Genomic DNA, 14,216 nt, shown 5'->3' with positions numbered 1-14,216 from the left:
AATGGCTGCCGCGGCCGGATGCGGTCAGGCGCCCGGTGCCCGGCGGTCGGTGATCAGGGCCATGTCGGAGCGCTCCAGGAAGTGCGCAATCTCGCGGTCGTTGGACAGACCGCCGGCCACATCGGTGTCGAGGAGACGCCGCAGCACGGCCGTCTTGCGGGGACCGCGCACACCGAGCGACAGCATCGGATCGCTGTCGACGGGGATCCGCAGATCGATGAGCCGGACGACGATGTCGTCGCGCTGGAAGATGGTGCTGCCGGCGATGGGGCACGCCGGGTCGTCGGCGGCCAGCTCGTCCTGGCGCGCCAGCATCTGCGCCAGTGCCATGCCGCACCCCTCCTTGGCGGGGTAGGTCAGCGCGTGCCGCCGTACTCCGTCGGGCTGCTGTTTGCCCGCCGCGACGTGGTGCACCGCGGGCAGTGCGGCGCGGGTGAAGAACACCCGGGCGGAGTTCGGGTCGCTGAGGTCGCGGTCCTGCTCCAGATACGGGTTGATGGCCTCCTCGACGGCCCGGACCTCGGGCTGCCGGGAGATGTGGCGCAGCGCCGCGACCAGGTCGCCCTGTACCTCGACCGCCCGCACGACGCGGTTGCCGTGCATGAACAGGGAGGTGCGGCGGAGCCGGGTGGTGTCGTCGACCCGGGCCTCCGGGGAGGTGTACCCGGCGAGGATCTCGGCGACCATCGATTCGCTGCCCGGCTTCACGGTGAAGGTCAGCGCGTGCCGGACCACACCGTCGCCGACGCGGGGGTTGGCCTGCAGCCGCCCCTTGAGGGGCTCGGGGGTGTGGACGGCGACGTTCGAGGTCTCGCGCAGCACGCTGAAGCGCAGCGACCGGGTGTCGCGTACACAGCCGTGCAGCGGCTGGACCATCTTGACGTGTTCCTCGCTGTTGACCCAGGCCAGGAAGGGCGGTGCGCTCTCCCATTCACTGGTGATGAGCCACTGCGAGGGGTTCTCGATGGACTGGCACAGCTGGTCGGTGATGTGTCCGGGCACGGACGCGACCTGGTTGCGCAGGTGCTCGTAGGCTTCCAGGAAGTCCTGCTGGGCTCCGTCGTGGAGATCCAGAAGCAGCACGACCCGGAGCCGGGAGCCGTCGAAGGCTGACTGGGATATTCGTTCCGACAGCGTTGTCATCGTCTACGCATCTCCTTCGGGGCCCGATGGCCCCTGTGGTGCGTCGTCAGTTCCGGTGCGATCCGGTGACTGAGCCGGATGGTGGGGGCGGCCTGCCCGGTGTCCGGGGGCGTCCCGGATTCGATCGTGGCCGCCACCCACGGGCGGCGCGAGATCTGTGAGCCATGCAGGTGAACCGTGATCGAACAGGCCCCGGGCCGGGCATGCGTGCTCCATCTGCCCTACGCGCCCCCCGAGCTGGAGCACGCAATGAATCCCACCGCCGAAGACAGGGTTCCGGTACTCATCGTGGGCGGGTCCCTGGTAGGCCTGTCCGCGTCACTGTTCCTGGGACGCCTGGGCGTCCGGCACCTGCTGGTCGAGAAGCACTCCGACACCTCACGTCACCCACGCGGGCGAGGGAACAACGTCCGCACGATGGAGCTGTACCGGGTGGCCGGCGCGGAGCGGCAGATCCGCGAGGCCGCGTCGGTCCTGGCCGACAACCACGGAATTCTGCAGGCGCCGTCGCTCACCGGCGACGACCAGGAGTGGCTGTTCAAGGAGATCGACCCGGGCGGCGGGCTGGCCCGTATCAGCCCGGCCGCATGGTGTCTGTGCAGCCAGAACGATCTCGAACCGGTGCTGGTCGGCAGTGCCCGCGCACTCGGCGGCGATCTGCGGTTCTCCACCGAGCTGATCTCTTTCGACCAGGACGCGCACGGCGTGACCGCGGTCGTCAAGAACCGGGAGACCGGCGACCACACCACCGTGCAGGCGGACTACCTGATCGCGGCCGACGGCCCGCGCAGCCCGGTCCGGGAGCGGCTGGGCTTCGGCCAGACCGGCCCCGGCGACCTGTTCCACAACGTCAGCATCACCTTCCGCGCACCGGCGCTGGCGGACGTGGTGGGCGACCGCCGCTTCATCGCCTGCTACTTGACCAACCCGGAGGCCGACGGCGCGCTGCTGCCGGTCGACAACGAGGCGGACTGGGTCTTCCACGCCCCGTGGCACCCCGACCAGGGGGAAACCCTGGAGGACTTCACCGACGAGCGGTGCATCGACCACATCCGCCGCGCAACGGGCGTGCTGGACCTGGACGTTGAGATCACCGGCAAGGCGCCCTGGCACGCCGCCGAACGGGTCGCGGAGCGCTATGCGGCCGGCCGGGTCTTCCTGGCCGGCGACTCGGCCCACGAGATGTCCCCCACCGGGGCGTTCGGCTCCAACACCGGCATCCAGGACGCCCACAACCTCGCCTGGAAGCTCGCGGCGGTGCTGAACGGCTCGGCCGGCCCCGAACTGCTGGCGACGTACGAGACGGAGCGGCAGCCGGTGGCGCGGGAGACGAGCGCCCGTGCCTCGGCCCGCTCGGCCGAGCACAGCCACCCGGGCTATGCGCCGGCGCCCGGCGCGGGCGGTGGCCGGCAGCGCGGGGTGCTCACCGTCGCCCTGGGGTACTGCTATCCGCGCGGCGCGGTCGTCGGCGCCGACCCCGAGCTGCCGGTGGTACCCGACCAGATGCGGCTGACGGGCGAACCGGGCACCCGCGCCCCGCACATGTGGCTCCAGGTCAACGGCGACCGTCGCTCGACCCTCGACCTGTACGAGAAGTCCTTCGTGCTGCTCACCGGCTCCGAGGGCGAGATGTGGCGGACCGCGGCCAAGGGGGCCGTCGAGCAGTTCGGCCTCCGGTTGGACTGCTATCTGGTCGGCACCGGGCCCGACGACGATCTGGTTCCCGAAGAGGGCGCCGACTGGGCCGAGAAGCACGGGACGACGTCCGAGGGTGCGGTGCTGGTACGCCCCGACGGGTTCGTGGCGTGGCGGGCGGAGGGGCGGGTGGCCGACCCCGAGGCGACGCTCCGAGAAGTCCTCGAATCGCTGCTCTGCCGGAGCTGAGCCGCCCGGCTCTCCCCGGTCCCGTACGAACGGTGCGAACCCGGTCGTACGGCATACGGGGCGGTGCCGCGAGGCACACGGGACGCTTGATGACACAGGGGCCGATGGGGCAACCATCGGCCCCTGTGGGGCGCGAACGTATCTTCTGCCCGTCACCACCGCAGGGGCATCTGCGGGCCGTCCCGGCCGCGTCCCGCAACCCGGGCGCCGATTTCCGGTTGAGTCCGGGCATGGACGCCAAGAAGCCCGCCTCCCACCCTTTTCAGCGCATCTCCCTGCCCCATCAGCCCCCGCCGCTGCCGCCGCCTCCCGCCCCCCAGGCGCGCCGCCCGGCCGAGGAGGAGACGCCGATCTTCGATCAGCTGCTCAAGGAGTGGCGCTCGGGTGCGCTCCGGCCGGTCGTCTCGTGGCCGGTCGACGATCCGGGGAAGATCCGAGCGGGCGCCGCTGTTGGGACCGATGATGGACGTCCCTTTCCGCGGACCCGTGACGAGGAGCATGACCGTGAGCCTGTACGACATCCCGCTGCGCACCCTGACAGGTGACCCCGCTTCGCTCGCCGACTACCGGGGCAAGGCCCTGCTGGTGGTGAATGTGGCGTCCAAGTGCGGGCTGACCCCGCAGTATTCGGGTCTGGAGCGGCTTCAGCAGCGCTACGCGGACCGTGGCTTCAGCGTGCTGGGCTTCCCCAGCAACCAGTTCGCGGGCCAGGAGCCGGGCACCGCCGAGGAGATCGCCACCTTCTGCTCGGCGACGTACGGCGTCAGCTTCCCGCTGTTCGAGAAGGCCGATGTCAACGGCGAGGAGCGGCACCCGCTGTACGCGGCGCTGACCGCCACCGAGGACGCCGAAGGCGCGGCGGGCGATGTGCAGTGGAACTTCGAGAAGTTCCTGATCGACGCCCGGGGCGAGGTCGCGGGCCGCTTCCGGCCGCGCACCGAGCCGGAGGCCGAGGAGCTGGTCACCGCCATCGAGGCGGTCCTGCCGGCCTGAGCCCTGCGGGCGGGCCGGTCAGGCCACGGCGCTGCCGGCGCCGGGCGCTCCGGCGGCTTCGGTGGCCGCGTCTCCGGCTCCGGCCGTGCCGTCGTCGGACACGATCTCGAAGTCGCCGGTCAGTCCGGTCATCCGGAGCAGCCGCGCGACGCTCCCGCCGGCGATCACGCCGGCCAGCCGCAGCCGGCCGCCGCGCTGCCGGGTCCGGTAGCGGGCGCGGCTGAGCAGGGACAGTCCGGCGCAGTCGATGAAGGTCACCGCGCGCAGGTCGAGCAGGAGATCGGCGCCCTGGGCACCGGTGAGGTCGTCCAGCCGGCCCGACAGCACCGACACGGCGAGAATGTCCAGATCGCCGCTGAGTTCGAGCACGGTCGTGCCGCCTGCCACCCGGCTGGGGCCCACGAGTCCGGGGTAGTACTGTGCTTCGTCCATCGGCCCGACCCAACTTTCGTGCCGAGGCGCGGAAGTTGGCCACGCGTCTGCGGCGGAGACATTCGGAAGGTTGTGGGGGGCGCCCGGCGCGTTCCGGGCAGGCCGGCCCGTTTCCGGGTCGTCGGTGGTGCTGTTGCGTGTCGCCTGCGCCTCTGTGTTTCTGCAGTTGTCCGTAGTTGCCTACGGCTTACCCGTCGTCCGCCGGCTCAAGTCCCGGCGCACGACACCGCTGAAGGTTGTCTCAAATTCGCCCCTTGCGTGCGTGGCCGAGATAAGTGACCAAGGGTTTGCTCTTCGGGGCCAGGGCAAAACCGACCACGGCCTCGATCTCGTCGTCGGTGATCCGGCCGCGCCGGCGCGCCAGGACTCCCGCGACGAGGCTGCGGACACTGCGCGGCTTGAAGTCGCAGATACCGCCGTCGGCGAGGCCGTGGCGGGCCAGGAGCGCGGCGACGTCGGCCGGGGGGCGGAGCCGGCGCGCGGCATAGCGGCCGGCCGGTACGACGCGGGTCATCGGCAGGCGCTGGAACGCCACGAGGTAGACCAGCCGGGAGACCGGGGTGCGGTTGACCGTGTCGTAGACGAGCACGCCGTCGGGCGTGAGGGCGCGGGCGGCCTGTTCGATCACGCGGTCGGGGTCCGCGGTGATCTCCAGGGTGTCCGCGAGGTAGACGAGGTCGAAGGCGGCATCGGGGACGTCGAGCCGCTCCGCGGGGGCGGTGCGGTGCTCGACGGTGAGGCCGTCGCGGGCGGCGGCCGCACGGGCCAGCGCGGTCGCGGACCCGGACGGGTCGACGGCGGTGACCTCGAAGCCGAGCCCCGCCAGGCCGTGCGCCAGCAGTCCGCGGCCGCTGCCCACGACGAGCGCGCGCCCGGAGGGCGCACGGCCGAGGCGGGCGAGAACCCCACAGGTGTACTCCAGACGTACGCCCTGGAAGGCGGCCGCACGGATCTGCCGCCCGTCGACCGCCTCCGGGGCGGGTGAGTCCAGCGCGATCAGCGGAGCGCTGCCCATGGCGTTCTCCCAAGCTCGTCGGCCCGTCGCCCCTCGGGCTTCGCATCGAGTTCCTTAAGGGAACTTATCAGCCTCAGTTCCTTCAGGGAACTTGGGTAGCCTGGACAGGTGACCCGCACTCCCCTCGCCGACGTGGCCTGCTCCATCGCCCGTGCCACCGATCTGTTCAGCGACGCATGGACGGCGCTGATCATGCGTGACGTACTGACCGGGATCGGCCGGTTCGACGAGCTCGCCCGCGACCTCGGCATCTCCCGCAAGGTCCTCACCGCCCGGCTGTCGCGGCTGGTCGAGGAGGGCGTACTGGCCCGCGAGCGCTACCAGGAGCGACCGCCGCGCGAGCGCTACATCGCGACCGAAAAGGGCCGGGAGCTCTACCCCGTGCTGCTGGCGCTGATGAACTGGGGCGACCGCTGGTACGCGGGCGAGACCGGCCCCCCGGCCCGTATCCACCATCTGACCTGCGACCGGGACACCACGATGGTGGCCGCCTGCGCGCACTGCGGCGAGCGGCTCACCGCGGACAACACCACCCAGCTGCCCGGCCCCGGAGGACGGACCGGGCCCGGCACCGAGGTGATCGGCCCATTGATCGCCTCCCGCGCCGCACAGCAGACACCCGACGCAAACGCCTCGAACAACCCGCCGAGCGGCCCACGGCCGCCGGGCCGATGATCTGGGAGCGCCCCCTCCAGGGCGCTCGGCGCGGGCCGGGAGGGTGATCGCGGAGGAATCGCTTGACCTCAATATTGGTTGAGGTCCTAGGTTCCTTATATGTCGCCGGTCACTCACGGCGATCCCGTGACGACCCGACATCTGGAGGCCACCATGGACATGGAAGTCACCGCCTGGCATTCGCTGCACAGCACGATGACCGCACAGCAGGGCCGGCGCCCGTTCTCCCGCGGCACCCTGCGCCGCATCACGGCATTCGCCCGCCCGCACCGCCGCCGCCTGGTGTGGTTCCTCGTCCTGAGCACGGTGACCGCGATGCTCGCGGTCGCCACCCCGCTGCTCGCCGGCCGGGTGGTGGACGCGATCGTGGGCGGTGACTCGTCGGCCATCGTCGTCGGCCTGTCCGGGCTGATCGCCGTCATCGCGGTCGCCGAGGCGGGACTGGGGCTGCTGACCCGCTGGCTGTCCGCGAGCATCGGCGAGGGGCTGATCCTCGATCTGCGGACGACGGTGTACGACCACGTCCAGCGGATGCCGATCGCGTTCTTCACCCGCACCCGCACCGGCGCCCTGGTCAGCCGTCTCAACAACGATGTGATCGGCGCCCAGCGGGCGTTCAGCGACACCCTGTCCGGGGTCGTCAGCAATATCGTGACGCTGCTGCTCACCCTCGGGGTGATGCTCAGCCTGTCCTGGCAGATCACGCTGATCGCGCTGGTGCTGCTGCCGGTGTTCGTGCTGCCCGCCCGCCGGGTCGGCCGGCGGCTGGCGGATCTGCGCCGGGAGGGCGCCGACCACAACGCGGCGATGGGCACCCAGATGACCGAGCGGTTCTCCGCGCCGGGCGCCACCCTCGTCAAGCTGATGGGCCGCCCGGACCGTGAGTCCGCCGAATTCGCCACCCGGGCCCGCCGGGTGCGCGACATCGGGGTCCGCTCGGCCATGGTCCAGACGTACTTCGTCACCGCTCTCACCCTGGTCTCCGCACTGGCGCTGGCCGTCGTCTACGGCCTGGGCGGGTTCTTCGCGCTGCAGGGGCAGCTGGAGCCCGGCGCGATCGTCTCCCTCGCCCTGCTGCTCACCCGGCTCTACGCCCCGCTGACCGCCCTGTCCGGCGCGCACATCGAGGTGATGAGCGCACTGGTCAGCTTCGAGCGGGTCTTCGAGGTGCTCGACCTCAAGCCGCTGATCGCCGAGAAGCCGGATGCCCGCGCGGTGCCCGACGGCCCGGTGTCGGTGGAGTTCGACTCCGTACGCTTCGGCTACCCGTCCGCCGACAAGGTCTCGCTGGCCTCCCTGGAGGAGGTCGCCACCCTCGACACCCGGGGCGGCGAAGAGGTCCTGCACAGCATCTCCTTCCGCGCCGAACCCGGCCAGATGGTCGCCCTGGTGGGCTCCTCGGGCGCCGGCAAGTCGACCGTCGCCCAGCTGCTGCCGCGGCTGTACGACACCGACGCCGGCGCGGTCCGGCTCTCCGGGGTGGACGTCCGCGATCTGACCGCCGCCTCGCTGCGCGACGCGCTCGGCATGGTCACCCAGGACGGACACCTCTTCCATGACTCGATCCGCGAGAACCTGCTGCTGGCGAAGCCGGAGGCGACCGAGGAAGAGCTGTGGGACGCGCTCCGCCGGGCCCGGCTGCGGGAGCTGATCGCCGGCCTTCCCGACGGCCTGGACACCGTCGTCGGCGAGCGCGGCTACCGTCTCTCCGGCGGCGAACGGCAACGGCTGACCATCGCCCGGCTGCTGCTCGCCCATCCACGGGTGGTGATCCTGGACGAGGCCACCGCCCACCTGGACAACACCTCCGAGGCGGCGGTCCAGGAGGCGCTCACCGAGGCGCTGGAGGGCCGGACCGCGCTGGTCATCGCCCACCGGCTGTCGACCGTACGGGCCGCCGATCTGATCCTCGTCGTCGAGGGCGGAAGGATCGTCGAGCGCGGGACGCACGAGACGCTGCTGGCGGCCGACGGGCGGTACGCGGAGCTGTACCGGACACAGTTCACCGACTCGGACGCCCCCCGCGAAGCCGGAACGACCGCCGGGGCAAAAACCGCACCGGCGGCCGGGGAGAGCGGCGGCACGGATTCCGGCCCGGATCTCGTCGAAGAGTCCGCGCTGGTGAACTGAGATCACGCCGGAAGGCCCCCGCCCCTTGGCGGGGGCCTTCCGGATGCCGAAAACTGAGGAGATGACGCAGCGCGCGGAACACTCGACCGTCATGGACCGCCTCGCCATCGACGATCTGATCACCGGCTATGCCATCGCCCTGGACGACGGCGACTGGCCGGGCTATCTGGCTCTGTTCACCCCGGACGGCCGGGCCGACTACCGCTCCGCCGGCGGCATCGAGGGCGGCACCGAGGAGATCGCGGCCTGGCTCGCCGAGATGCTCCAGCACTTCGCCATACGGCAGCATCTGATCGTCAACCGGCGGATCACCCTCGCCCGGCAGGACGACGCACCGGGCGACACGGCCACCGTCCAGGCGGACTACCTCAACCCGATGCGGCTCGTCGGCCCCGCGACGGAGGGGGAAGGCGGCCCCACCGCCCCCAACTACACCTGCGCCGGCCGCTACCACTTCACCGCCCGCCGTACCGCCGACGGCTGGCGGCTCACCGGGGTCGTCGTCCACGAGAAGTGGCGGCAGGTGCTGCCCGCCGGCGCCTGACCGACCGTCGTGCCACCGATCGGCCTACCCACCGAGGCCCCCTTTCCCTGATCGGCCCACGCGCGCACACTGACCGTCCGACCGGCGGAAACCGGCACGAGGGAGACCGTATGGACAGACCGCTCGGCCATCGGGCGCGGTGGCTCGGCTCCCCCTGGTCACGCGGCGCGGCCGCGGCGCTCGCCGGTGCGCTGCCGGTCCTTATCTTCCCCGCGCCGTCGTGGTGGTGGCTGGCGTATGTCGCCCTGGTGCCCTGGCTGCTGCTGGTGCGCTCGGCGCCGACGCACCGGCGGGCGGCGCTGGACGGCTGGCTGGGCGGCGCCGGTTTCATACTGGCCGTCCACCACTGGCTGCTGCCGAGCCTGCATGTCTTCATCCTCGTACTGGCCCTGCTGCTCGGTGCGCTGTGGGCGCCCTGGGGGGTGCTGGTGCGTGCGCTGCTGGGCGACCAACCGCCCGGATCGAGAGGGCCGGCGCGATGGGGGTCCCCCTGGACGAAGTCAGGGGGAGCTTCCGGCGAAGGGGGTTGGCGGGCGACGGGCGGGCGGTATGCCGCCGCGCTGGTACTGGTGCCCGCCGGCTGGCTGATGGTCGAACTGGTCCGCTCCTGGGAGTACTTGGGCGGGCCCTGGGGGCTGCTCGGCGCCAGCCAGTGGCAGGTGCCGCCCGCGCTGCGGCTGGCGTCGATCGGCGGGGTGTGGCTGCTGAGCCTGCTGATCGTGGCGGTGAACACCGCGCTGGCCGAGCTGATCGCCCTCCCGGCGGCCCGGCTGCCCGCCGTCGCGGGGCTGCTGGTGTGCGCGCTGGCGGGCACCGCGGCCTGGTTCTGGGCACCGGTCCCCCGCCCGGCGGGCACGGTGCGGATCGCGGTCGTCCAGCCCGGCGTCACCGGCACCCCGACCGAGCGGCTCGCGCGCAGCGAAACGCTCACCCGGTCGCTGGCCGGCCGCGGAGTGCGCCTGGTCGTCTGGGGCGAGAGCAGCCTCTACCAGGATCCGGCGGACCATCCGGCGCTCGCCGCCCGGCTGGCCGCGCTGTCCCGCCGGACGGGCACCGAGCTGCTGGTCAACGCCGATGCGAAGCAGAACGGCCGGCCGGGCATCTACAAGAGCGCGGTACTGATCGGGCCGGACGGACCGACCGGGGAGCGCTACTCCAAGATGCGACTGGTGCCGTTCGGCGAGTACATACCGTTCCGGTCCGTGCTGGGCTGGGCGACCCGGGTGGGCAAGGCGGCCACCACCGACCGCAGGCGCGGCCCCGCCCAGGTGGTGCTGCCGGTCGCCGGCGCCGGCGGACTGCGCATCGGGCCGCTGGTGTGCTTCGAGACCGCCTTCCCCGACATGAGCCGCCATCTGGCGCGCGACGGTGCGCAGGTACTGGTCGCCCAGTCCTCGACCTCGACGTTCCAGGACAGCTGGGCGCCCTGGCAGCACGCCTCGCTGGGCGCGCTGCGCGCCGCGGAGACCTGGCGGCCGATGGTGCACGCCACGCTGACCGGCGTCAGCGCGGTGTACGGCCCCCGGGGCGAACGGATCGGCGAGCAGCTCGGCACCGACCGCAGCGCGGCGGCCGTCTACGACCTGCCGTTGGCCACGGGCACCAGCCCGTACACCCGGTTCGGTGACTGGGCGTTGTACGGGGCGGTGGGCGCGCTGGTGCTCGCCGGCGGGTACACGGGCCTGCGGGCGCTCAGTAGGCGGCCTGCGCGAGCGCGTCGATGATCACGCGTTCGCACAGTTCATGGGTGCGCAGCGCGTCCTGGGCGGACGGCTGCCGCCCGGCGCGTACGTCGTCCAGGAACGCCAGGACGATCTGCTCGATGCCGCGCTGGCGGGCGACCGGCACCCAGTCGCCGCGGCGCCGGACGCTCGGCTGCCCCTTGTGGTCGATGATCTCGGCGAGATTGACGACCTGACGCTTGGTGTCCTGCCCGGAGACGTCCAGGATCTCCTCGGTGGAGCCGCTGAGGCGGTTCATGGTGCCGATCGCGGTGAAGCCGTCGCCGGACAGTTGCAGCACCACATGCTCCATCAGCCCGTCGCGGATCCGGGCACGCACATCGATGTGGTCGACCTCGCCGGGCACGAGGAACCGCAGGGTGTCGACGACATGGATGAAGTCGTCCAGCACCAGCGTGCGCGGGTCCTCGGGCAGCCCGACGCGGTTCTTCTGCATCAGGATCAGATCCCGGGCGTGCTCGCGGCACTGGGCGTAACCGGGCGCGAAGCGGCGGTTGAAACCGACGGTGAGGCCCACTCCCCGGTCCTCGGCGAGGGCGACGATGCGCTGGGTCTCGGCGAGTTCGTAGGAGATCGGCTTGTCGACATAGGTCGGTACGCCGGCCTCGATCAGCCGGGTCACGATCTCGGGGTGGGCCGAGGTCGCCGCGTGCACAAAGGCCGCGTCCAGGCCCGTGGCGAGCAGCGAGCCCAGGTCCGTGTGGAGCTGTTCCCCGGTCAGCCGGTGGGCGGCGCCGACCCGTTGGAGGGTGGCCGGGGTGCGGGTGTGCAGATGCAGTTCGAGCCCCGGTTGCGCGCCCAGTACGGGGAGGTACGCCTTCTGGGCGATGTCGCCGAGTCCGATGCAGCCGACCTTCACTCATGCTCCTTGGGTAGCGCCGCGGCCCCGGTGCCCCGCGCCCGGGCAGCATACGTGGCGCCCGGCGGCCGCCAGTCGGCGATACCGTCCAGCGCTCGTAGCGCGAGATCCGGTGCGAGACAGGCGGTGGTGGCCATCAGAACGGCGCGCAGCGCACAGGCCGGCCGGGAGCGCCAGGTGGTGAGCCGGCCGATCCGCTCGGCCCGGCGTACGACGTCCATGGTGCGCGGCAGCCGCTGCCGGGTGTACGCGGTGAGCGCGGCGGCGAGATGGGCATCCGGCGCGGCGATGTCCGCCAGCACGACGGCGTCCTCGACGGCCTGGCAGCCGCCCTGTCCGAGGTTGGGGGTCATGGGGTGGACGGCGTCGCCGAGCAGGGCGACCCGGCCGCGGTGGAAGGCGGGCGGCGCGGCGGCCGCGGTGTGGACGTCGTTGCGGAGCACGGCGGCGGGGTCGGCGGCGGCGAGGAGGGCGGGGACGGGGTGGTGCCAGGTGCCGAAGCGGCGCAGCAGTTCGGACCGCTCGTCGTCGGCGGCCCGCCCGCCGGGCGGTACGGCCGCGGTGGCGTAGGCGTACACCCGCCCGTCGTGCAGCGGCACGGTGCCCCACAGGCCACCGGGGCCCCAGGTCTCGTGTGCGACGTAGGGGCGGGCGGGGGCCGGGACGACGAGACGCCAGGCGGTGAAGCCGGCGTAGCGGGGTTCGGGGTGGCCGGGGAAGAGCGTGCGGCGGACGGCGGAGTGGATGCCGTCGGCGGCGACCACGAGGTCGGCGGTCAACTCCTCTTCACGGCCGTCGGCGGCCCCTTCGATCCGTACGCGGGCCGGGCGGCCGGCCGCGCGCGGGTCGCCCGCGTCGACGAGCGAGGCCGCGGCCCGGGTGCGTACCGCGCCTTCGGGCAGCCGGGCGGCGAGCAGGGCGACCAGCTCAGCGCGGTGCGCGACCACGACCGGGCCGCCGAAGCGCCGGACGGCGGCGGCGTTGTCCGTACGGGCCAGTCGGCGGCCGCCGGGGAGGCGGATCTCGCCGGTGGCCTGCCAGGCGGCCATGGCGCGTACGGCGTCGCCCACGTCGAGGGTGTCCAGGGCGCGCTGGGCGTTGGGCGCGAGGCCGATGCCCGCGCCGCTCGGCTGCGCTCCGCCTCCGCCTTTTGCCGGGTAACCGGATGCGGAGCCCGGCTCCAGCCCGGATGCGCGCTCCAGGACGGTGACCGACCAGCCGCGGCGGTCCAGTGCCACCGCGGCGGTGAGTCCGCCGATCCCGCCGCCGATCACGATCGCGGTGCGCTGCCGCATGACGCCTCCCACCTTCCCCAGGATGCGACCACAGGCGCGGCCGCGGGCAACTACAGGTGTAGTTGCCCTGGAGATCTGAGACTACACCTGTAGTCGGCGCGATAGGCTCACCTGCCATGACCGTCCGCAATGGCCGCACCCCGGCGCCCGCCCCCGCTCCTCGCCATGAGCTGATCGCCGATGCGGCGCTGAAGCTGCTCGCCGAGCGCGGTATGCGCGGCCTGACCCACCGGGCCGTCGACGAGGCGGCCGGGTTGCCCCAGGGCTCCACGTCGAATCTCGCGCGCACCCGGGCGGCGCTGCTGGAGACGGCGGTACGCCGGCTGGCCGAGCGGGAGGCGGCGGTGCTGTCACCGGGCGAGATGCCGGCGGCCCCGGCGGCCCTCACGGAGGGGGCGGGGTCCGCGGCCGATGAGGCTGTGGGGGCGGTCGCCGATGCGCTGTCCCTGGCGTTGCACCGCTATCTCTCCCGGCACCGGCAGCTGCTCATCGCCCGTTACGAACTGGCCCTGGAGGCCACCCGCAGGCCCGAGCTGCGGGCGGTCTACGACCGGGCCGGCCGGGCCTTCCGGGAGCCGATGGTGGCGATGCTGGCGGCGGCCGGCTCCGCCGAGCCCGAGCGGCATGCGCTCAGCATGGTCGCCTGGTGCGACGGCGTGCTCTTCTCCTGCACCGCGGGACAGTTCCATGCGGCCGTCCCCGGCCGCGCCGCGCTGCGCGCCTCCTGCGCGGAGCTCCTCACCGGGATGCTGCGGCGGTGAGACCGCCGCTCAGCGGCCTGTCCCCGAGGTGTGCCGCGACCGTGCTACGACGCATGTCCCGCGGCGCCGTCGATCCGCAGCTGCAGACGGTCGATCGCATCCCTGAGCCCTTGGCGGTACTCGCCGTCGGCGAGCGCGTTGACCGACGCCCGGGCCCGCCGCAGCTGGGCGCGCGCATCGGCCGGACGGTCGAGAGCGGCGTAGTCGGCCGCGATGTTGAGATGCAGTGAGGGGAAGAACGCCCGCAGCGCGACGAGGGGGTGGCGGGGGCCGGGGCCGTCGGCGACGGCCGACTCCGCGGGGGCGGTTCCGGGGCCCTCGGGCCGCTCGGTGACAAAGCCCTCGGCCGCCTCCAGGGCTCTGAGGTCCCAGTCGAGTTCGTCCCTGGGGTCGTCCTGGGTGTCGGCCATGTAGTGGGCGAGGGTGCAGCGGTGGAAGGCGTCTCCCTGTGGCCCGATCTCGTGCCACAGCGCCGAGAGACGGTTGCGGGCCTCTTCCCGGTCACCGGCGCGATGCAACATGATCGCTTGGCCGATCCGGGTCAGCACACCGTCCTCGGGCGTTGCCTTCCGCCGCTTCTCCACCACCGCGCACTCCCCGTATTCGCTCACCACCGTCACTGCTGTTCCCTCGACGCTAACCGCCGCAGGGGACCTTCGCTCGGTGTGCGCGACGCGCCGGTCGGCCGGGCCCGTCCCGCGGATCGCGCCGCGGACCCGGGCCCGATCCGCCGGCCGGACCCT

The 14,216-nt window shown here is 72.6% G+C and carries 13 protein-coding genes; 7 read left to right on the top strand and 6 right to left on the bottom strand.

The features are described 5' to 3' along the window. Window positions 1–24: 24 nt before the first annotated feature. Window positions 25–1,143 (bottom strand): SchA/CurD-like domain-containing protein, encoded by a 1,119-nt coding sequence (locus DY245_RS43840; RefSeq protein ID WP_128512697.1) that lies wholly within the window; start codon window positions 1,141–1,143, stop codon window positions 25–27. A gap of 249 nt (window positions 1,144–1,392) precedes the next feature. On the opposite strand from DY245_RS43840, the gene DY245_RS43835 reads away from it, so the two are divergent. Both DY245_RS43835 and DY245_RS43830 read left to right on the top strand, forming a co-directional pair. Next, window positions 1,393–3,027: an FAD-dependent oxidoreductase gene (locus tag DY245_RS43835; protein ID WP_128512726.1), complete on the top strand. Its 1,635-nt coding sequence runs from the start codon at window positions 1,393–1,395 to the stop codon at window positions 3,025–3,027. A 504-nt stretch (window positions 3,028–3,531) separates the two neighbouring features. After that, a complete protein-coding gene (locus DY245_RS43830; protein WP_128512725.1) occupies window positions 3,532–4,020 on the top strand; it encodes a glutathione peroxidase in 489 nt (162 codons plus the stop codon). A gap of 18 nt (window positions 4,021–4,038) precedes the next feature. Here DY245_RS43830 and DY245_RS43825 read toward each other — a convergent pair whose 3' ends face one another. Together DY245_RS43825 and DY245_RS43820 are read right to left on the bottom strand one after the other, a co-directional pair. Then, window positions 4,039–4,452, bottom strand: coding sequence for an STAS domain-containing protein (locus DY245_RS43825; RefSeq protein WP_128512696.1), 414 nt, complete (start codon window positions 4,450–4,452; stop codon window positions 4,039–4,041). A 241-nt stretch (window positions 4,453–4,693) separates the two neighbouring features. Then, window positions 4,694–5,467 carry a class I SAM-dependent methyltransferase gene (locus tag DY245_RS43820; protein ID WP_128512695.1) on the bottom strand — a complete coding sequence of 258 codons (774 nt, stop codon included), beginning with the start codon at window positions 5,465–5,467 and terminating at the stop codon, window positions 4,694–4,696. Between the two features lie 108 nt (window positions 5,468–5,575). On the opposite strand from DY245_RS43820, the gene DY245_RS43815 reads away from it, so the two are divergent. The 4 genes from DY245_RS43815 to lnt all read left to right on the top strand — a co-directional run bounded on the left by DY245_RS43815 (window position 5,576) and on the right by lnt (window position 10,540). After that, complete coding sequence (locus DY245_RS43815; protein ID WP_128512694.1) at window positions 5,576–6,142, top strand: winged helix-turn-helix transcriptional regulator; 567 nt, start codon at window positions 5,576–5,578, stop codon at window positions 6,140–6,142. A 153-nt stretch (window positions 6,143–6,295) separates the two neighbouring features. Next, a complete protein-coding gene (locus DY245_RS43810) occupies window positions 6,296–8,272 on the top strand; it encodes an ABC transporter ATP-binding protein (RefSeq protein ID WP_128512724.1) in 1,977 nt (658 codons plus the stop codon). A 61-nt stretch (window positions 8,273–8,333) separates the two neighbouring features. Further along, window positions 8,334–8,816: a nuclear transport factor 2 family protein gene (locus DY245_RS43805; RefSeq protein ID WP_128512693.1), complete on the top strand. Its 483-nt coding sequence runs from the start codon at window positions 8,334–8,336 to the stop codon at window positions 8,814–8,816. Window positions 8,817–8,926: 110 nt separating this feature from the next. Further along, the gene (gene lnt, locus DY245_RS43800) at window positions 8,927–10,540 is read left to right on the top strand and encodes an apolipoprotein N-acyltransferase (RefSeq protein WP_128512692.1); all 1,614 of its coding nucleotides are present in this window, start codon (window positions 8,927–8,929) and stop codon (window positions 10,538–10,540) included. Here the strand turns inward: lnt and DY245_RS43795 are convergent. Beyond that, on the bottom strand, window positions 10,509–11,417 hold the full coding sequence (locus DY245_RS43795) for a Gfo/Idh/MocA family protein (RefSeq protein WP_128512691.1): 909 nt from the start codon (window positions 11,415–11,417) through the stop codon (window positions 10,509–10,511). The genes lnt and DY245_RS43795 overlap by 32 nt on opposite strands. Next, the gene (locus tag DY245_RS43790) at window positions 11,414–12,712 is read right to left on the bottom strand and encodes an FAD-dependent monooxygenase (protein WP_128512690.1); all 1,299 of its coding nucleotides are present in this window, start codon (window positions 12,710–12,712) and stop codon (window positions 11,414–11,416) included. The genes DY245_RS43795 and DY245_RS43790 overlap by 4 nt, the downstream gene beginning before the upstream one ends. Before the next feature lie 116 nt (window positions 12,713–12,828). Between DY245_RS43790 and DY245_RS43785 the strand changes: the two genes are divergently transcribed. Further along, on the top strand, window positions 12,829–13,473 hold the full coding sequence (locus DY245_RS43785) for a TetR/AcrR family transcriptional regulator (protein ID WP_128512689.1): 645 nt from the start codon (window positions 12,829–12,831) through the stop codon (window positions 13,471–13,473). A gap of 44 nt (window positions 13,474–13,517) precedes the next feature. Here the strand turns inward: DY245_RS43785 and DY245_RS43780 are convergent, their stop codons facing one another. After that, window positions 13,518–14,057, bottom strand: coding sequence for a hypothetical protein (locus DY245_RS43780; protein ID WP_128512723.1), 540 nt, complete (start codon window positions 14,055–14,057; stop codon window positions 13,518–13,520). Between the last annotated feature and the right edge of the window lie 159 nt (window positions 14,058–14,216).

Source organism: Streptomyces inhibens (assembly GCF_003389455.1).
GTDB lineage: Bacteria > Actinomycetota > Actinomycetes > Streptomycetales > Streptomycetaceae > Streptomyces > Streptomyces inhibens.
Note: the sequence above shows the minus strand (reverse complement) of the source record. Positions and strands in the feature narration are given on the sequence as shown.